The organism is Reichenbachiella sp. MALMAid0571 (genome assembly GCF_040151475.1).
Classification (GTDB): Bacteria; Bacteroidota; Bacteroidia; order Cytophagales; family Cyclobacteriaceae; genus CAXBNB01.
In genome coordinates this window covers 1-20,077 of record NZ_JBDKWG010000121.1, presented here as the reverse complement: position 1 = coordinate 20,077, position 20,077 = coordinate 1, and the positions used below count along the sequence as shown (strand labels likewise).

Below are 20,077 nucleotides of genomic sequence, written 5' to 3'. Positions count from 1 at the left end.
ATAATGTATCTGACCTGCAATATCTATTCAATAAAATGAATCTTTTTTTGAAAAAACTAAAAGATGACCTTTTTGAGCTGTGAAATGGCCTTCCAGGCCAGCGTATAGATAGAACCAACGCTTATCGACATGATGTTTGCCACCTCCTCATAAGACAATCCTTCATGAAAAATCAAAGTAATGACTTCCTTTTGACGGGAAGTCAGTTTACTCAATGCGAGTTCAACTTTCAGCTTGTTTGCTATTTGATCTTGTGCTCTTATGAGTTCATCTTCGAATGGAAATGAAATATGCTTTTCGTAAAAATCAAACTGAGAAGCCAAATTCTTTATCTTCTCTTCTCTGGCTCTGTAGTGATTGATTTTCCAACGGAGTGCTTTCAGTAAATAATACCTGATGTTGTTGGTTGCCGACAGGTTTCGACGAGATTTCCATATTTCCAAAAACAACTCCTGAATGCAATCTTTTACCTGCTCTTCATCATGAACAATGCTCATTCCATAATTAAACATGTCCTGCACATTATTCCGGTATATCAACTCATAAGACTTCAAGTCTCCGGATTTGAAGTGATTCCAAAGCTCGCTATCCGTAACCTCGATAGTAGTATCGTGTTGACTTTTTAAGAGTGATTCGTGCATAGTTTAGACCCATAGATGATTACAGGCAACACGTAATTTATAAAAAATAACCAACAAAACTATATTTCATAAAGTGGGGACAGGACAAACGCATTTAAAAATTCTACTATCCCATGACCTGATCAGGGGCCTCTTAGGGTGAGCTGTGACTCCAAAAGATACCGCAACAACTTGCCTGACGGCAGTCAGGAGTGCGGTAAGGAGATTTGTCTATTTAAATGTATATATCCTGCTGCCTTCACACTCTTTTTCGTATCATCACCTATAATGCCTACTTTTGCAGGCATTTTAACTCATGAGATTTGAAAAATTTTGAAAACCTCGGCATACGCAAAGACCTGATCAAGAGCCTGAACGAGCTGAATATAGTTACACCCACCGAAATTCAAAGTGAAGTGATCCAGGTACTGCTAAACAACAATACCGACCTGGTAGGACAGGCTCAAACAGGCACTGGAAAAACAGCAGCTTACGGCCTGCCTCTGCTGCAAAGGATCGATCCAAAACTCAATGAAGTGCAGGCACTCATTCTATGCCCTACCAGAGAACTGGGACAACAGGTAGCAAAGCAATTGTTTAAATTCACCAAATACACCGAAAAAATATTTACAGAAGCGGTATATGGTGGAGCGAAAATAGAAAATCAGATCAATGCACTCAGAAGGCCGACCCACATCGTGGTAGCTACTCCCGGCAGGTTGCTCGATTTGGTGAGGCGAAAAGCAGTCGATATCAGAAAAGTAGAAACTATAGTACTCGATGAAGCAGACGAAATGCTGAGTATGGGTTTCAAAAAAGACCTGAATGAAATCCTGCAATTGGTTAAAGCCGTGAAAAGCAAATGGCTTTTTTCTGCAACCATGCCACACGAAATCAAACAAATCGTAAACGAACACCTCTCACCTGATGCTCACAGAATAGAAATGAACACCAAAAATGTGGTGAATAAAAACATTGAACATCAATTTGTGATTTGTGAAGGAGAAGACAAACTCCATGTGCTGATCCAGTTTTTACAAACCCAGCATAAAAACCGGGGAGTAGTATTCTGCAAAACCAAAGCCGCCACCCAGACACTTGCCAAACAACTGATCTCCAAAAACATAGCCGCAGATGCCATCCATGGCGACCTGCTGCAAAAAGAAAGAGACAAAGTGATGCGGGCATTTAAAAATGAAAGCCTGCAAATACTTATAGCCACTGACCTGGCTGCCAGGGGCATTGACATAGAAGCCCTGGCGTATGTGGTACACTACCAACTGCCAGACAAAGAGGAATACTATACCCACCGAAGCGGCAGAACGGCCAGAGCCGGGAAAAAAGGCATCTCACTCTGTATCGTGACTTCACCAGAAATGAAGCAAATCAAATACTTCGAAAAAGCGCTAGGAATAGGCTTTAGCCAGATCAGGCAAGTGAGGTAAGTTCAGGCAGGTGAGGTAAGTTGAGAACCTGCTCTACTGCCCCTCTGGCGCGGAAGTTATTTCCGTGCCCCTTTTTGGGAAGTTATTTCCGTGCCTTATAGCAACAAAATCGTAGAATTCTTTTATTTTGTTTTGTGAGCGAAAAGTATAAGATTCGAGATCAAAGCAAACTGTATTTTGTAACCTTTGCTACTATGGCATGGGTAGATGCGCTATCACGATGGTATTATAAAGATATTTTTCTTGAAAGCATTAGGTATTGTCAAAAGGAAAAGGGACTTGAGGTTTATGCTTGGTGCATCATGAGCAACCACGTTCATTTGATATTGAGGAGCTCTGGTCAGCGCAAACCTCAGGATATTATCAGGGATTTTAAGAAATATACTTCAGTTCATATTTGCAAGGCGATCGAAGAAAATCAGCAAGAGAGCCGTAAAGAGTGGATGTTATGGATATTCAAAAGAATAGCTGCTAAAAGCAACAAGCACAAAAAATATGCTTTCTGGCAAAATAATTACCATCCGATAGAATTAACGGGCAACAAGGTGATGGAACAGAAACTCAACTACATCCATCAAAATCCAGTGGAAGAACGAATAGTATATCGTCCGGAAGATTATATTTATAGTAGTGCAGGTGGAAAAGGCTTGTTGGATGTAACAATGATAGAATGAGGGCACGGAAATAACTTCTGCGCCGAGGCGGTTCACCAAATAGAAGGTTGCATTTTCTGATAAGTGTCAATTCATACCCTTTTCTCCTTAGTCTTGACAAGGTAATTGTTGTACTGGTATGGACTTGGAGCTACTGAATGATGACAATTTTGAAATAAGCGTGCCCTATAATAATCCTCCCTGCCTAGCCAAGATGTACTCCATCCTCCGTTTCACCCACTCGTTTTCCAGTACTTTTTCAGAAAGTTGCTTTTCATCAATATCAAAGCGGTATTGGTATTCTCCATCCATCAACAGCACCACTGTATTTAGCATTAGTAAACTCTCCATGCCATTGTTTGATGCCGCAAGTGTCTCAACAATCACTTGCTTTGGGTCTTCTTGCCCTGTAAGAGCCAGAAATTCCGCAGCACGGGTACGCACCAGCAGGTTTTCATCTTTGGTGAGCATTTTGGCATCCTGATAAAACAAACCGGCTTCTTGTCCAAAGCTACTGTAGACAATAAGTGCCCAATACTTTTTCATCGGGTTGTCAGAAGTCAAAGCTTCCTTAATCGCCGGGCTCGCCTCATCAAATGTCAACAGGCTCAGGTCAGAGATGTCAATCAACTCGGCTATTTCAGTTTTATTCTTTTGCCCAAATGCCACCGGATTTTGAAATGCTCCTTTGCCCAATTCCGATTCGGGGTAAAAACTCAAATCGGGCATGCCTTTTACCCATTCTGTTAGCAGCTCTCGCAGTGCTACCACCTTGTCATAATAGGCAGGATCGTTAGCTAAGTTTTTCGTTTCATAAGGATCCGCCTCCACATCGAACAATTGTTCGGCTTCCCTGGGTTCAAAAAAATGTTTTTGTACCTCATTCAATGTCCCTTTATGGTAAAGGTCATGCCACTCCTGATATGCCAGTGATTTGTATCTATAGACATTGTATAGCCCATCTGGGTTAAATGGCTGATAGTTGCGCAGGTACTTGTATTTTCCTTTTCTGACTGACCTGACCAGATCATATTTTTCATCAAATCGATCAGCATAACCAAAAGTTACATCCTTCTTTTTCAATGCTTCCTGATCCACATTCTTTCCTAAAAATGGTTTACCATCCATGCCTTCAGGCACTTGCAAACCTGCCAATGCCAACAGAGTCGGTCCAAAATCAATAAAACTCACAAAATTGCCAACAGTAGAGCCTACATCAATCCCGACCAGATCTCTGTATTTTTCAGGAATCCTCACCACCAGCGGAATATGCAACCCCGTTTCGTACAAATACCCTTTACTCCCTGGCAATACCCCACCATGATCCCCAAAATAAAATACAAAGGTATTTTCCAACAGACCATCTTCTTCCAATTCTTTCATCACTCCTGCTACAAACTCGTCATTTTTCAACATCTTGTCACGGTAATAGGCATTCGTAAACCTGAATGTTTCCGTATCCGGATGGTTGGGATTCACGAAAACAGAGTCCGGGTCAATGGTAGGTTTGTAAGTATCCATCAATTCTCTGTCAAAATGCAACCGACTCTCATGGGAATCAGTGTAAGTAATTTGGCTGAAAAATGGCTGCCCCTCTTTCCTGTTTCTCCAATGTGCCTTTTTGGATGATTCGTCCCAAACCTCATTACCACTCTCGGCATTGTAGTCTGTCTTGCTGTTGTTTACCGTATAATATCCGGCTTCACGAAGGTAAGCGGGAAACATTTGTAAACTATCGGGCATTGGTACTACACTGGACTTGCGGTGGAATTGCGTACCGATCCTGGGGCCATAACAACTGGTAGCAAGAGTGGTTCTGGCCACACTGCAAACAGGAGCATTTGAAAAAGCCCTTGAATAAATCAATCCGTTTTCAGCCAGTTTTTCAATATTAGGTGTGGCAATCCCGTGTTCGTCGAAGAGTTTAAGGTAGTGCTTCGAATTGTCTTCTGACATCAACCAGACAAAATTGGGTGGATCAATAACCAACTCTTTTTTTTCTTTGCACCCGATGGTGAAAAGAAAACAGGCAACAACCAATACTAGTTTGTTCATACGACAAGTATATTTTAAGCTCCAAAATACTAATATAGTAAAAAGGTGTTTAGCTCCCTTTTATACAGATAAATATTCCATTTGCAATGAATAGCTCTTAAGGCTTTATTTCCAGCTTGAACCCCACGCCATGATAGTTGATGATGTCAACCTTAGGGTCTTTTGACAGGTATTTTCGAAGTTTGGAAATGAATACATCGAGGCTTCTTCCTTTGAAGTAGTCATCCTCTCCCCAGAGTTTCATTAGTATTTCTTCTCTTTTGGTGACCACCTCTTTGTTTTCACATAAAAACTGAAGAAGTTCCGATTCTCTTCTGGTCAACTGGATCAGCTCGTCTTTGTATTTCAGGGAAATTTCGGAATTGTTAAAGGTATAGTTTCCAATTTCCCATACATTTTGTAGGTCAGCATTCGGGGACGATCTTTTTAAGAATACTTCTATTCGACAAATCAACTCTTCCATGGAAAATGGCTTGGTGATGTAATCGTCCGCCCCCAATTTAAATCCGGCGATTTTATCCTCATTGAGAGACTTTGCCGATAAAAAAATAATTGGAATTTGCTTATTCTTACTTCGGATTCTTTCAGCCACAGCAAAACCATCAATTTTAGGAAGCATTATATCCAAAATACACAATTCGAAAACACCATTTTCAAAAGCCTCCAACGCAAGTTCCCCATTGTCGCACAACTCCACCGCAAAGTTGTTCATCATCAAATTGTCCTTGATTACAAATCCCAATGCAGGGTCGTCTTCTACCAACAATATTTTATTTTGTTTCATAGCTATGGTTTGGGCAAAGTAATGCTAAAAGTAGTGCCTTTGTCGGGTTCACTCTGCACATCAATTTTCCCCTGATGTGCTTCAACGATCAATTTGACATAATACAAACCCAGTCCGAATCCCTTGATATTGTGCACATTGCCGGTAGGCACCCGGTAAAATTTCTGAAACACCAAATTGATCTGTTGTTTGGTCATGCCTGTGCCATTATCACTTACAGTAATTTCCAACCCGTCTGAAGTGTTTTTTGTTTTCAAATGAATGACAGGAGACTGACTACTGTATTTAATTGCATTATCCAATTGATTATGAATGATATTGGTAATGTGAAGTTTATCTACTAAAATAATTGGTTCTCCCGCCTTTTCTTCAAATATTATTTCACCTCCGCTCTCTGATATTGCCAGTTCAACATTTTCACATACCGATACCATTAAAGCATTGATATCCACTTCCTCTTTTGTCAATTGGATATCTCCATCGTCAAGGGTAGCAATTTGCAACACTCTATCCACTTGCTTTTGCAATCTGGATGCCTCTATGTGGATGATATTGGCATAATTCAACAAACGGTCAGGAGTACTGGCAATAGCAGGGTTTTTCAGTACTTCAGAAGAAATTGAGATTGTGGAAATGGGAGTTTTAAACTCATGGGTCATGTTGTTGATGAAATCAGTCTGGATTTCTGACAACTGCTTTTGCCGGAGAATCACAATAAATGTATAGGTAAAAAAGACCACCACTATTACCAATATACCTGACGAAAACACCCAAATCCACATCTGACCAACCATGTCAGCCGATTTGTTAGGAAAATAGACTCCAAAATAGTAAGCATCTTTATTCAATTCAGGAAATTTCATAATTGGCTCTATGTCTGCTTTGTTTTCGAGACTGATATAGTTTCCATAAACCATCACCTCACTGGCACAATCGAAAATACCATATTCAAAATCGCTGGTAATTTCTCTTTTCATAAACTCACTGCGCAACACAGATTCCAGAATACCGGGAGAAATTTTGTTATTGAGGTTGACGATGAAATAATTGGTAGAAAGCTGCTCAATCGGGTCAGGGGAAATTTCATTTCCATTGAGTTCGCAAAGGGTAGTCACGGCGTTGAGGAGTGCAATATTTACATTGTGTGTGAACTGCTTTTCCCGCAAATCAAAAGCCCGACGCACCCAAAACAACTGGATCACAACAACACCTGCTATGGATATAGCTGCCAATATTATAATGAGACGAAATGCCTTTCTGTTCATAATTGGTCTTGTTGCAAGGTGTCAAATTTTCCAATATTCCTTTGAATATAGGGGTAATTCAATGGATTTAACAATTCATTAACAAATTTCGTCCATGAACTGATTGATCACCTGTTGTACTATAACAAAGCAATATGACTATCCTGATATTCTTAAAAAAGTGAAAATCATACTTTAAAAGTAATGGTGAACTCAGTGCCTTCATTGATTTTGCTTTTGACATCAATATGCCCTCCCAGGCTTGTCACATGGCTGTACACCAGATAGAGTCCAATTCCCTTACTGTCTTTGTGGTCATGAAATTTTTGATGCAATCCAAAAATCTTACCTTTTACCTTATCCATATCAAACCCCATCCCATTGTCAGAAATGATTATTTGACTGACTCCATTACTTCTTTTTGAATAAATTGATATAACAGGTGGGCAATCGGGTCTGGAGTACTTTATGGAATTGGTGATCAGATTTTGAAATATACTCTTCAGGTAAGCATGATTAAACCTTATCTTTTCCAACTCTGAGAAATTGGAATTGATAGTAGTACCGGAAGTTTGTACCAAAGTATCAATTGATTGCACCACAATATCAAGTGACTCTTTCAAATCCAATTCGTCCTCATAAGCATGCAATTGCTCCGTCGTACTTATGGTATCTACATAATTATTTATTGTTTGCCTCAATCGCTCACTCGATGATTTCATCATCTCTATTATTTCTATTGTTTGCTTATCCTTAATCTTAGTAATATCCAAGAGGTTAAAAACTGACAATAAATTATTTATTGGAGACCTTAAATCATGTGATGTGGTGTATGTAAGTTGTTTTAGTTCTTTGTTGATGTTTGTCAGGTTAGTAAGCAAAGAATTCCTTTCCTCCTCAAAATTCTTTCTATGTGTTACATTCTTGGCAATAGCAAATATCAATTGGTCTTTTTCTACTGGATAAGACGTCCAGGATAGCCATACTACCTCCCCATTTTTCTTAATGTATCTGTTTTCAAAATTATATAAAGGGTTACTCTTAGTCAATTCGAACCGTACGTCTGCGGTAATGCGCTTGTCTTCTTCATGCACGAAATCATTGATAGGTCTGGAAAACAGCTCTTCGTTGCTATAGCCCAATAGTTTGGAAACTGCGGGGTTTATTTTTTTGAAATAACCATCATAACCCGCTATGCAAAGTATATCTGGAGACAACTCAAAAAAAAGATCCAGATTATATAAACCCTTCGAAATATGTTTTAAATCAATACTTTTACTCATCTAATCTCTACAGCCAATATATTATCACTCATTTGCAAATAACGGTTGTAAAAAGATAAACTTCACACAATCCGCTTCTAAATATAGAAAAAACAAGTGAATTTCAAAGTAATATTCAATTTTTGCCAATAAGCAAGCAGTGTTCTTAACTAGCTATACCACTTCATACTCCGGGCAATCCAATCTGATTTCCTTGTAAAGGAGTTCAATTATGAATAAGTTATAATAGAGTCATTTTGTGTCAAAATAGAGATGGTGTTTTACTGTATTATAAAAGAAATTTGCCATAGTCAACAACTATACTATGCATACTTATTATCCTATTCTGAGGCATAAATCAGCTTTCGGTTCATTATCTTTTTTGGTCTTGTTTGTTCTTCTCACATATGGCTGCAATAGCTTAAAAGAAAACACTCCTACCTCGGGCAATGATGAACTTTACCTACAACAAGATACAATATCAGGAACAATAAGTGTTTTTCATCAGGGTGTAAGTAAACCATTGGTTACTCAAAATGCCAAACCTGAATTCCGCCCCTACCTTCATCCGATAGCAGCACCAGATGGCAAAGGAATTCTTACCGAAGTTAGTCCTGAACACCACAAATACCAGACAGGTCTGTATTGGGGATTCACCAGAGTAAATGGAGGACAAATCTCTCAAGATAGCGTTCACAAATGGTTTTATAGGCCTGATAAACCTACCGCAATAAAAGACAGTCTTGGCAGGGATTTTTTCCATAATCCCGGAGAAGGCTATTGGAAACGCATTACTGCGGAAATCATAGAAGGTAAGGGACAAGAAGTGAGCTGGCAAACAATATATGATATGCTGGACGAAACCGGAAATAGCATATTGAGGGAAACGCAGATCTGGTCAATGAAAGAAGAAGATGGTAAATTTTTACTCGATTTAGAATGGCAGGGAAAAGCCTTAACTGATATTACTATTGGTGAATTTGACTATAGTGGATTGTTTTTACGTATGCCTTGGAAAGAAGGGATAGCTGGTCAGGTAGTCAACGCAGCACGCCAACGCAATGAAAAAGCAGAAGGCCAACATGCCTACTGGATAGATGCAGGCATGCAGGTAGATGGAAGAGAAGACCTGGCTCATATTACCGTTTTTGATCATACTGAAAATAATGAATTTCCTCAAATCTGGAGAGTGGACAATCAAATGGGTATTGGTTCTGCCCGCTCGCAAAAGGGAGACTGGCATATCAGGCAGGGTGAAACCGAGACCATCAAACATCAGGTAGTGGTGTACACTGGTGAACTAAATGACATTGCTCTGACTGAGCTCTGGAAAACTTATGTTGGCAACAATTCTATGTACTCCACTGCCAACCTTTGGCGTATTGCTCAGGAAGAAGGGCGCAAAGCAAAATTCTTAAAACCGGAAGAAGCTGCAGCTAGTATGACCTTACAGGAAGGATTCAAAGTAAATGCCTGGGCTGCTGAACCAATGATTACACAACCTATTGCTTTTTGCTGGGATGATAAAGGCAGGATGTGGATTGCAGAAAACCGTGATTATGAAACCAGAGGGACTGGATTTTCCAATTCCGGAGATAGTCGAATATTGATCCTCGAAGATACCAATGGTGATGGAACTGCTGACAGCCGAAAAGTATTTTTAGAAGGAATTCCTTTCCCTTCGGCAATAGCTGTAGGTTTTGATGGCTTGTTTTTAGGTGCCCCACCAAATTTACTTTTTGTTCCGGATAGAAATAAAGACGATATTGCTGATGTAGATAATATCGAAATTCGTCTTACTGGCTGGGGGATCAGAGACAGACACGAAACGATCAATAGTTTGCATTGGGGGCCTGATGGATGGCTTTATGGGCTGGAAGGCTTTGCTACTCCTTCAAAAATCAGAAAGCCCAGCGAAAAATCTCGTTTGTATGCACACAAAGAAGAATTTCCCGAAGATATATTGGATGCCGAAGGAGTGGATATCAACGGTGGAGTCTGGCGGTATCACCCTACAAAGGAGCGATTCGAAGTAGTAGCACATGGTTTCAGCAACCCCTGGGGTATAGATTATGATGCAACCGGGCAACTCTTCATCAGTGCTTGTGTAATTCCTCACCTTTTTCACGTGATTCCGGGTGGCATTTACCATCGTCAGGGAGGGCAACATTTTAATCCCTATATCTATCAGGACATCCAAACTATCGTCGATCACCGTCATAGATCGGCACATGGTGGTGCAAGAATCTATCAGTCAGATGCTTTTCCTGAAATCCATAAAAACCGTTTGTTTATGGCCAACATTCATGAACATGCCGTTTTATCTGATATCCTAAAACCGAAAGGGTCCGGATTTGTAGCGAGTCATGGCGATGAGTTCCTGATGGCCAACAATGCCCAATGGATTGGGTTCAGTATGGAAATCGGACCGGAGGGTGGGCTCTATGTATTGGATTGGCACGATGCAGACATTTGTGGTCAGGAAGTTTTAAATAAAGAAACTGGCCGTGTTTTTCGAATCGTACCGCAGGATTCCCATGCCGAGCAATGGGAAGGACGCTATGAAGACCTCAATAACCTGACTGATGAACAGTTGGCTCTGCTTCAAACCAGTGAAAGTGACTGGCATGCCAGACGGGCCAGGATAATTTTACAGTATAGAGCAATCAAAGGAAAAATCAGTCAGCAGGCTTTGAATCAATTGAAAAAAATATTCGCATCAAACAAAAACACAGCTTATAGACTAAGGGCAATGTGGACATTGCACGTGGTAAAAGGTTTTTCTGAACAAGACCTTATCAATACATTGGAAGATGATCAGGAATATATCCGTGGATGGGCGATTCAATTGCTTTGCGAAGATCTAAAACCTTCATCAAAAGCATTAGCGATCTTTAAGGATATGGCTCTAAAGGATTTGTCTCCGGTAGTTCATCTCTATCTCGCTGCTGCTTTGCAACGGATTCCTGAGCAAGAAGCTCAATGGAAAATAATCGAAGGTTTACTGTCACATGAGACGAATATAGACGATCAGAACATTCCTAAAATGATTTGGTTTGGCTTAGAACCTTTGGTAGCTAACAACTCTGATTTAGCACTCGATCAGGCTGGTAAATCAAATATTCCAATGATCTCAGAATTTGTAGCAAGAAGACTGGTAGATGAAGATGAGTTGGAGGAATTAACCGCTTTTATACACACTAAGCCAAAAATGCTTTTGAGTTTGTTGAAAGGAATGCAATCTGGCCTTGAGGGTCGTTCTGATGCGAAACCTCCTGTAAATTGGACTGAAGTATATACAGAATTGAAATCCGACAAAGCAACAGCAACCATTGCCCTACAAATAGCGCAGCAATTTGGTGATGCCGAAGCTGCCCAACAGTACTTAACGACATTGAAGCAAACCAATGCGCCATTAAGCAAGCGTAGAATAGCTTTGGAGGGACTTGTAAAACAGCAAAGAAATGAGTTGATTGGCATTCTTCCTGGATTACTGGATGAATCTGAATTAAGAATAGATGCTATCAGAGCCATTGCGTCATTTGACCACCGACCGCTGGGTGAGTTGTTAATGTCAAAGTATGCAAGCTTTAACGCACAAGAAAAAACAGAAACTGTACAAACACTATCTACCCGATCCAGCTATGGAAAATTGGTGGTTAATGCATTAAAAAAAGGTGAAATTCCTAAAGGTGATATCCCTGCTTATGTAGCCAGACAGTTGCGTAGAGTTGTTGGAAATGGATTTGTTGAAGTATGGGGACCGATTGACCAACTTTCTGGCAATAAAGCTGCTACATTTAAAAAATATAAACGCATATTGACTAGTGAAGCTCTTTCAAAAGCAGATGCACGTAAAGGCCTAGACATTTTTAAAAGAACATGTGGCGCATGTCATAAACTGTATGGAGAAGGTGGAACCATTGGCCCTGAAATCACAGGAGCAAACCGATCAAACATAGACTACTTGTTGAATAATATAGTCGATCCAAGTGGCGAGATTCAAGATGACTACAAAATGGTGGTGATTACCAGTCAGGATGGACGCACATACAGCGGCAATGTAGCCGCAGAAAATGAACGTCAACTTACATTGCGTGTTATTGGTCAGGGACAGGTGATTATCAATAAATCGGATATACAATCAAGAGAGGAAACCACTTCATCCATTATGCCCGAAGGCTTATTGGAAACCATGACAGAACAAGAAATGCTAGATTTGATGGCTTATTTACAAACTAAAGAGCAGGTGGGATTTTAATGGATTAGAACTACCTTTAATATTGTTTGGTAGTAAAAAATAACGAGTTGAAATTTTGATACGGTACTGTATATTCCTAATAGTATTCTTTATACACTCATTTTCATCCTCTTGTCAGGACATTGTGGGAAAAATAGTTGATAAAAATACCCATACTCCTGTTCAATACGTCAACATTTGGTGGGAAAACACGACTAAGGGCACATATAGCAACAGTAACGGTACTTTTAGTATCTCCCGTATTGAAAATGGAACTCTGGCTTTAAGTTATTTAGGTTACCTAAATTTCAAATACAACTGTTGTGACTATATAGAAGACTCACTATTAATTGAATTGACTCCTAGTCCAAGGGTATTGAATGAAATAACAATCAAACCAGCGACCAAACCCAAGGTTAACAAATATGGTTTTGTTCAAAAATCACTTATACCCAACTGGTTTTCTGCTATGATCACAAAGGAGCAGATGTTACACTTGAAATTTACCCTTGAGAATCCTAAAGCAAAAGAAGGGTTCGTTCATAGCATTAATTTCAGAATTAAAGACATCCAGCCAAAAGGAAAAAAGTTAATCTTGACAGTTTATTTTTCAGATATCACTGATGACACTAAAATCTTGAATAGTGTTCCTATCCATTTAAGAATTTCAATGAAAGAGAGCCAACCTTTCTTTTCTGCCGACATTTCTGAATACGAAATACCATTTTCGAAAGAAGGTTTAAACATGCATTTTGTCCTCAATGGTTTAGTTAACGAAATTGAAGGCGAATTGAGACCCGGAATAGTTGATTTTCATTACAGTCAAGAGAAGGATAAAAAACAAATGACATTTATGAGGTATAGCCCTAATGTAAGTTGGAACAAAAGCGAAGATTTCTTTTACGACAATGGTCACTTTGACAACCTCAATGTATGGTTAGAAGTGGAACAATGATATTTTAATTTTCATCATTCTCCGCTATCCTTTTTAACATTCCATTAAAAACAATGCCATGAAAAGGATAAACAGCATACCAATACAATCTACCCCAGAGCCCCCAAGGTCTGAATGTAGCTGTTTGGACCAGTTCAGCCTCATTCAGCCTGAATTCGAGCCAGGCTTCTCCGGGCAATTTCATCTCTGCAAATAGCAGCAACCTACCCTCTTGCTTATCTGCAAACAGCACCCTCCAAAAATCAATCGCATCTCCGGCTTTTAGAGCATTCTCATTGGTTCTACCCCGTCTTAATCCTACTCCTCCAAACAATTTGTCCATAAAACCCCTCAACTTCCACAAACCATTTGCTGCATACCATCCATTGGTGCCGCCAATGCGCCATATTTTTTCTATACAATCTTGTCTGTTGTTGTATTTTCTTTTTCTGGAATCAATAAAACACCCATAAGATGGTACATTGATAAACTCCGAAATATTGAAATGAAGCCTCCCGCTTATTTGAGAGTCTTTCCAACTGGAAACAATTTCATTGCTCTCAATTTTTGCAAAAGCATGCATTAAAGATTCCCAGTAACTCAGTGGCTTTATGCTCAAAATTTCATTGAGGCGGTGGTCACGACAAACCACCTCTATCTTCATGCTATTGACGAGTGCTACCGCCAATTTATAGGAGGTAGAAGTCACAAAATAAAGCCAATAGGATGACAATCTGGGAGTCATCACCGGAACGATTATTATAATCCGCTTTAATTTTCTTGCTCTGGCAAAATCCAGCAGCATGTCTTTATAAGAAAGTACATCCGGTCCGCCAACATCAAAATTATCGTTGAATGTGGCTGGATTAAACAGGGCTTCAGATAAAAATTTGATAACATCAGAGATTCCTATGGGCTGGCATTTGACTTCCAACCATTTGGGCGTAATCATTATCGGAAGTTTCTCCACCAAATCCCTGATGATCTCGAAAGAGGCACTGCCTGATCCAATAATGATTCCGGCACGCAATGCGGTAAACTTATAATTGCCTTTGCCAAGCTCTACCTCTACATTTTTCCTGGAGCTTAAGTGCTTTGACAAATTGGATTCATTCACAATGCCACTCAGGTACACCACATGTTGCACTTTGGTGTTGTTCAACGCATTTCTAAAATTAACAGCAGATTGATACTCCAAAATTTCATAATCACTGGACCCACTCATCGAATGCACCAGATAATACGCCCCATCAATATCTTTGGGAATTTTGTCTAAGGTAGATTCCGCTAATAAATCTACTTCTATCACCTCTACATTTGGTAGCAAAGATGCAGGAGGATTAAATCGTTTGACATCCCGAACACAGCATACCACTTGGTAGCCCTTATCTACCAAAATAGGCAATAACCTCTTGCCAATGTATCCTGTTGCTCCCGTGAGTAGTACTTTCATTTGTCCATTTTAGACCCTCTGATATTATTATCCTTACAATTTAACTCAAATCTTAAGCCTAAAAATTAAGATCAAAGAAACTAACTGTTTAAAATAAAAAAAGTTTAGTAATGGTGACAACACCTATTATCAGGATGAAGACCAGCGACAATGTTCTGAATTTATCCTGAGGTATATAGTTCAATATTTTTTTACCAATGAATGTCCCTACTATACCTATGACCAACAAAAAAGGAACATATATCAAATCATGTTTGTGGATATATCCATTTTGATAGTACACAATCGTTCTGGTAAAATCTATCATGAAATCTATAAATGCCGAGGTGGCGATAAATACACTTTTTTCCAAACTAAATGCTGCCATGGTAAGTCCACGAATAGCACCTCCGGTACCTAGCAATCCGGCAGAAAAACCAGACAATGTTCCTCCTAAAATGGAATTCCTTTTGTTAGGAGCAATCACGATTTCCTTTTTCAAAAGAAAAAAGAGGCTAAGGGCAATGAGAAAAATACCAAGTGATATTTCCAGTTGGATGCCATCTATGTATTTTGATAAAATCCCCCCAACAATTACGCACAAAACAGACGGTACACCTATATATAACAAGAGGTTCTTATTCAATCCTTTTCTGAATAAAAATATCTTACTCAGGTTGCTGGACAGGTGAAAAATAGCTGTGAGTCCTAATACGGAATAGAAATCAAAGTAGAAGTTGCCAATTGGTACAAAAAACACCGAAGACCCAAAGCCACCGACGGTTCCTATTATTTCTGCCAAAAGAGCTAAAAACAAGAATATCAGATTGATTTTATCCATTTAGAAACAGGCATAATGTAAAATAAAGTTACTACAAGTAACCAGCCATTGGAAAGTAGTTTATTTCATTGATATTCCCTATAAAAGAGCTGAAAACAATAGTCAGAAGTTCTTTTTTAAGGTCCATGTCTTGCATCCAATCCGGAATAATCCCCCATGGGCAACTTTAATAGAGTACCTTTACCACTGGATTATTTATCTGTTGATCTCAATCATACCCTTCGCATTTTCACAGCGAACTGATAAAGTGCCTTTTCAATAAGCTCTTTTTCTATCATTGAACTCCCGGAATGCACACTTACCGCCGGAGGATTGCCCTTTAGACCAATCTTATTTGGCATCAGGCTTATCAATTTAGATAAGCAGTGTCCCTCACCTAAATAAAAAATATGAGCAAATTGACCATGGGAGTTATCGGCACTTCAAAAAAGGAAGATGAAAGACGTGTACCCATCCACCCAGAGCATTTGAAACGACTTCCAGAAAATATCAGACGCCAATTGATTTTTGAAAAAGGTTATGGTGCTCCATTCAACATCGATGATGAAGAAATAGCAAGCCAAACAGGTGGTGTGGCATCACGCAGCGAATTATTGTTTGACATTGGCTCGGTGATCATTGCAAAACCGATACTATCGGATTTGGAAGAACTCAAAGAAGGTGGCATTTTATGGGGCTATCCTCATTGCGCCCAGCAAAATGCGATCACACAAATAGCCATTGACAAAAAATTAACCTTAATAGCTTTTGAAGACATGTTTGTCTGGGGACCTAACGGTCAGGTTGGACGACACACATTTTACAAAAACAATGAGATGGCCGGGTATTGCGCTGTGATTCATGCGCTCCAATTGAAAGGTATTGACGGTCATTATGGCAATCAGAGAAAGGTAATTATTTTTAGTTTTGGTGCTGTAAGTCGTGGAGCGATCTATGCACTAAAAGCTCATGGATTTAGGGACATTACCATTTGTATTCAAAGACCGGATCATGAAGTGAGAGAGGAAGTTCTAGATGTGCACTATGTACGGATCAGAAATGGCAAAGGAAACGAACCTAGACTTCTGGTGGTAGAACACGATGGAACAGAACGAGCATTGTCTGAGCTGATCAGCGAATCAGAAATCATAATCAATGGCATCTATCAGGACACAGATGACCCGATCAACTTCGTGAATGAAGATGAAAAATCAATTCTAAAACCCGGAAGTTTAATCATAGATGTCAGTTGCGATGAAGGAATGGGATTTTATTTCGCAAAACCAACTACGTTTGAAAATCCTATGTTTTCAGTAGCTGGTATAGATTATTACGCAGTGGATCATACACCTAGTTATTTTTGGGAAAGTGCTTCCAGGTCTATTTCGGCTGCTATGATTGTACATCTACCCAATGTAATTGGTGGCCGTGACAATTGGAAGAATAGCGATACCATTCAGAACGCAATCAATATCGATGAAGGTGTGATACAAAAGGAAGCGATACTCAGGTTTCAAAATCGGCAAATAGCCTACCCACACTTAAGCAATTAAGGGTTTCACTGAAAAAATTAAAGGCTCTTGAACCTGTCTGATTGACCTTCAATTAAGCAGGTTCTAAAGTCTTTTTTGATTTTCTGTAAAGGAAAGAATTGAAGATATTTCTTTTGGCAAAACGGAATGGTTTGTCGGAATTGACCAATTTGGAGTACACATTTTTTGATACACCAAAATACTCATAAGTCGAGCCATCTTTAAATGACACTTCCAGCAAAAGTCCTTTGTGTCTGAAGTCCACTATGGCCGACTCAGTGGTCGTGGCTGTATATTCTTCAAGATTTGCTTTTACTGTTTCCGGGGCGATACTCACCAGAAAATGATAGGCATCTATGATCTGCTGGCTTTTTACTTCAGCTTCTGCGGCCTTTTCGTCACCAGCCTGAAACTTGTCAGGATGCCATTCTTTTACCAGATTTCTATAAGTGGTTTTTAATTCTTTAAGGTCGGTAGTTGCATCGGCATTAAACAACTTCCTGTATTCATTGACACGCTTCATAAATGGGTTTTTTCTAATTCAGCCGCAAAGTTAGGTATTTATATATTGGATATGATGGTACTTTGAGAAGTTATACTAATTCATAGTTTTTCAAAAACACCATCTCTGAGTGCCTTTACGGTTCAGATATGACACATGACTCTGACCCTAATAAATATCTTCTAAAGTAGTGGATTTGTAAATCAAATTCAAGCTAGCAGTTAGAGGCATACATTTATATCATTTGTTGAACGAACCTCCTTCGTCGGAAGCCCTTCGGGAATGCCAAAGAACTTCTAACTTCGGAGTTCACAAAATAAGAATTGAAGTTATGAAAAAAAAGTAAAACAATCATTGAAAAAGCATGTGAACAAGTACCTAATTTTTCACAGCAGTACAAAAAACTACACCGATCGGTAGTAGTATCAGGCAAGAGCCAGAGTACCTTGACCAACTATGCTCGCTGTTTGGCTCATATGGGATTGCACTTAAAATGTGACCTGTTGGAGCTCGATGACGAAGCAGTGCTCGATTACTTACATTATCTAAAAGACCAACATCATACCCCATCGGATAGCTACTTCAAGCACACCATATATGGATTACGCTACCTGTACCGCATTTATGAAAAAATAGAAAGCAGGATCATCCTACCAAGCATTGAACGACCCAAACAACTACCAGTAGTACTGAGCCAGCACGAAGTAAGGTTACTGCTCAAAGCTCCCAAGCTACTCAAACATCGCTTGGTATTATCACTCCTCTATGGCTGTGGCCTGCGTAATAGAGAACTATGCAATTTGAAGATCATAGACCTTGACCTGAATCGAAAGGTGCTTCATGTGCGTCAGGGAAAAGGACGGAAAGACAGGTATGTCCCTCTTTGCGATCTGTTGATACGAGGCGTCAAACGCTATTTGGATGCTGAACATCCGGTAGAGTACCTTTTCAACGGAAAAAGCAGAACGGGTCAATACATCGCTCTTACAGCTCCTGGTGTACGGTGGGCTGCACGAGAAGCACGACGGATTGCGGGCATCAAAAAACAAGTCACCGCACATTGTCTCAGGCACAGCTACGCCACTCATCTTTTAGAAATGGGTACAGACATTGTCACGCTCAAAGACCTGCTGGGGCATGAACACATACAGACCACCCTGCTCTATTTACATGTAGCTCAGATAAATAGAAGCTCTGCTTACAGCCCCTTAGAAAAGCTCTATGAGCACCAAGGGTAACGTTGAGCTGGCTCACATTATTGAAAACCATCGAAAACACCTTCCCGAACTCATCAGCAACAGCTGGAAGACCAGGACCCTCTACGCATTAGCTAGCTGTAGAACAGCCCTAATGGGTGGCCATATCGATAAATGTAATGATGCCAGCTGTGGCAAGCTCCACATCAGCTACAACAGTTGTAGAAACAGACACTGCCCCAAGTGTCAGGGGCACCTGCGTGAACGTTGGATGGATGCACGAGAAAAAGAACTCCTCAATGTATCCTATTTCCATCTCGTTTTTACCCTACCCGATAAACTCAACCAACTCACTATTGAGCAACCTGAGTTGATTTACAAGCTGTTATTTAACGTCTCATGGCAGGTACTCCATGACTTTGGACAAAACCCCAAGTACCTAGGTGCGCTCACTGGCATGATTGCGGTACTACACAGCTGGGGACAAAACATGAGCCTACACCCTCACCTGCATTGCATCGTACCTGCCGGAGGTGTGAGTAAAGCTGGTAAATGGAAAAATACCAGATCATCGGGTAAGCCTGGCTGCCGAAAGGCAAGCTTCCTTTTTCCTGTCAACCAAATGAGTAAAGTCTTTCGTGCCAAATTTGTAGCAGCACTGCGAAAAGAAATACAACTGGACAAAGCCCTCGCAGGTAAGCTATTTGCCAAACGGTGGGTGATCTATTGCAAGCAACCCTTCTTTGGAGCCAAACAAGTCATTGAATATTTGGGACGATACACCCACAAAATTGCCATGAGCAACAGTAGAATTCTTTCAATCGAAAACGACACAGTCACTTTTATGGCTAAAGACTATCGAAAAGCAGGTAAAAAAATGGTTTTGACCCTTAGCCAAAAAGAGTTTTTGAGACGCTTTGCTTTACACATTTTGCCCAAAGGGTTTACCCGTATCAGGCACTATGGCATCTTGAGCAGCTCTTCCAAAAAAAGATACAAAGCAATCATAGACCAGCAGATCGGAAGCTTCAAAAGACCTGAAGAAAAATCCCCAACTCTGCACCGAAGATGCCCTGCATGTAAAAAAGGCATCTTACAGACTGTATGTACTTTTGACCAAAGAGGTCCTCCAATAAATTGGATCAGTCAAATCATGAAGTGACAAATCAACGGCTGTGGACGTAACAATATACCTATGCCCAAAACAAAGAAAAATTAGCTCAATGAAGACATTTATCCCTGATTATTGCATCATTACCTGCTTGATGACCACCAAAGTAGAAAAAATAGTGACTCTAACTCCATCAAGAACACATCAAAGACCTACTTAAATCTACAGGTCAACCAAATCCACAGAC

16 protein-coding genes are annotated in these 20,077 nt (G+C 39.9%); 7 read left to right on the top strand and 9 right to left on the bottom strand.

Annotated features, from left to right (window positions below; all coding sequences use genetic code 11):
• Positions 1-56: 56 nt before the first annotated feature.
• The gene (locus AAOP42_RS08755; protein ID WP_349528113.1) at positions 57-641 is read right to left on the bottom strand and encodes an RNA polymerase sigma factor; all 585 of its coding nucleotides are present in this window, start codon (positions 639-641) and stop codon (positions 57-59) included.
• 302 nt (positions 642-943) lie between these two features.
• Between AAOP42_RS08755 and AAOP42_RS08750 the strand changes: the two genes are divergently transcribed.
• Together AAOP42_RS08750 and AAOP42_RS08745 are read left to right on the top strand one after the other, a co-directional pair.
• Positions 944-2,065 (top strand): DEAD/DEAH box helicase, encoded by a 1,122-nt coding sequence (locus AAOP42_RS08750; protein ID WP_349528112.1) that lies wholly within the window; start codon positions 944-946, stop codon positions 2,063-2,065.
• A gap of 134 nt (positions 2,066-2,199) precedes the next feature.
• Positions 2,200-2,739, top strand: a complete 540-nt coding sequence (locus AAOP42_RS08745) for an REP-associated tyrosine transposase (RefSeq protein ID WP_349528111.1) — start codon at positions 2,200-2,202, stop codon at positions 2,737-2,739.
• A 165-nt stretch (positions 2,740-2,904) separates the two neighbouring features.
• Here AAOP42_RS08745 and AAOP42_RS08740 read toward each other — a convergent pair whose 3' ends face one another.
• The 4 genes from AAOP42_RS08740 to AAOP42_RS08725 form a co-directional block, all read right to left on the bottom strand.
• On the bottom strand, positions 2,905-4,773 hold the full coding sequence (locus AAOP42_RS08740) for a sulfatase family protein (protein WP_349528110.1): 1,869 nt from the start codon (positions 4,771-4,773) through the stop codon (positions 2,905-2,907).
• Positions 4,774-4,870: 97 nt separating this feature from the next.
• Positions 4,871-5,557: a response regulator transcription factor gene (locus AAOP42_RS08735; RefSeq protein WP_349528109.1), complete on the bottom strand. Its 687-nt coding sequence runs from the start codon at positions 5,555-5,557 to the stop codon at positions 4,871-4,873.
• A gap of 2 nt (positions 5,558-5,559) precedes the next feature.
• A complete protein-coding gene (locus AAOP42_RS08730; RefSeq protein WP_349528108.1) occupies positions 5,560-6,822 on the bottom strand; it encodes a sensor histidine kinase in 1,263 nt (420 codons plus the stop codon).
• Between the two features lie 167 nt (positions 6,823-6,989).
• Entirely contained in the window at positions 6,990-8,084 is a 1,095-nt protein-coding gene (locus AAOP42_RS08725; RefSeq protein WP_349528107.1) for a PAS domain-containing sensor histidine kinase, read from the bottom strand.
• Between the two features lie 304 nt (positions 8,085-8,388).
• Here AAOP42_RS08725 and AAOP42_RS08720 point away from each other — a divergent pair, with 304 nt between their 5' ends.
• Complete coding sequence (locus tag AAOP42_RS08720; RefSeq protein WP_349528106.1) at positions 8,389-12,324, top strand: PVC-type heme-binding CxxCH protein; 3,936 nt, start codon at positions 8,389-8,391, stop codon at positions 12,322-12,324.
• A gap of 124 nt (positions 12,325-12,448) precedes the next feature.
• Positions 12,449-13,258, top strand: a complete 810-nt coding sequence (locus AAOP42_RS08715) for a carboxypeptidase-like regulatory domain-containing protein (protein ID WP_349528105.1) — start codon at positions 12,449-12,451, stop codon at positions 13,256-13,258.
• Between the two features lie 4 nt (positions 13,259-13,262).
• Here AAOP42_RS08715 and AAOP42_RS08710 read toward each other — a convergent pair whose 3' ends face one another.
• From AAOP42_RS08710 to AAOP42_RS08700, 3 genes are all read right to left on the bottom strand, one after another.
• A complete protein-coding gene (locus AAOP42_RS08710) occupies positions 13,263-14,690 on the bottom strand; it encodes an SDR family oxidoreductase (RefSeq protein WP_349528104.1) in 1,428 nt (475 codons plus the stop codon).
• An 88-nt stretch (positions 14,691-14,778) separates the two neighbouring features.
• Positions 14,779-15,510: a sulfite exporter TauE/SafE family protein gene (locus AAOP42_RS08705; protein WP_349528103.1), complete on the bottom strand. Its 732-nt coding sequence runs from the start codon at positions 15,508-15,510 to the stop codon at positions 14,779-14,781.
• A gap of 212 nt (positions 15,511-15,722) precedes the next feature.
• Positions 15,723-15,851, bottom strand: a complete 129-nt coding sequence (locus tag AAOP42_RS08700) for a hypothetical protein (protein WP_349528102.1) — start codon at positions 15,849-15,851, stop codon at positions 15,723-15,725.
• Between the two features lie 48 nt (positions 15,852-15,899).
• Here AAOP42_RS08700 and AAOP42_RS08695 point away from each other — a divergent pair, with 48 nt between their 5' ends.
• Positions 15,900-17,042, top strand: a complete 1,143-nt coding sequence (locus AAOP42_RS08695; protein ID WP_349528101.1) for a N(5)-(carboxyethyl)ornithine synthase — start codon at positions 15,900-15,902, stop codon at positions 17,040-17,042.
• 52 nt (positions 17,043-17,094) lie between these two features.
• On the opposite strand, the gene AAOP42_RS08690 is transcribed toward AAOP42_RS08695, so the two are convergent.
• On the bottom strand, positions 17,095-17,544 hold the full coding sequence (locus AAOP42_RS08690) for a KTSC domain-containing protein (protein WP_349528100.1): 450 nt from the start codon (positions 17,542-17,544) through the stop codon (positions 17,095-17,097).
• A 482-nt stretch (positions 17,545-18,026) separates the two neighbouring features.
• Between AAOP42_RS08690 and AAOP42_RS08685 the strand changes: the two genes are divergently transcribed.
• Positions 18,027-18,761 (top strand): tyrosine-type recombinase/integrase, encoded by a 735-nt coding sequence (locus tag AAOP42_RS08685; protein WP_349528099.1) that lies wholly within the window; start codon positions 18,027-18,029, stop codon positions 18,759-18,761.
• Positions 18,745-19,881, top strand: a complete 1,137-nt coding sequence (locus AAOP42_RS08680; RefSeq protein ID WP_349528098.1) for an IS91 family transposase — start codon at positions 18,745-18,747, stop codon at positions 19,879-19,881. Before AAOP42_RS08685 ends, AAOP42_RS08680 begins: the two co-directional genes overlap by 17 nt.
• Positions 19,882-20,077 lie beyond the last annotated feature (196 nt).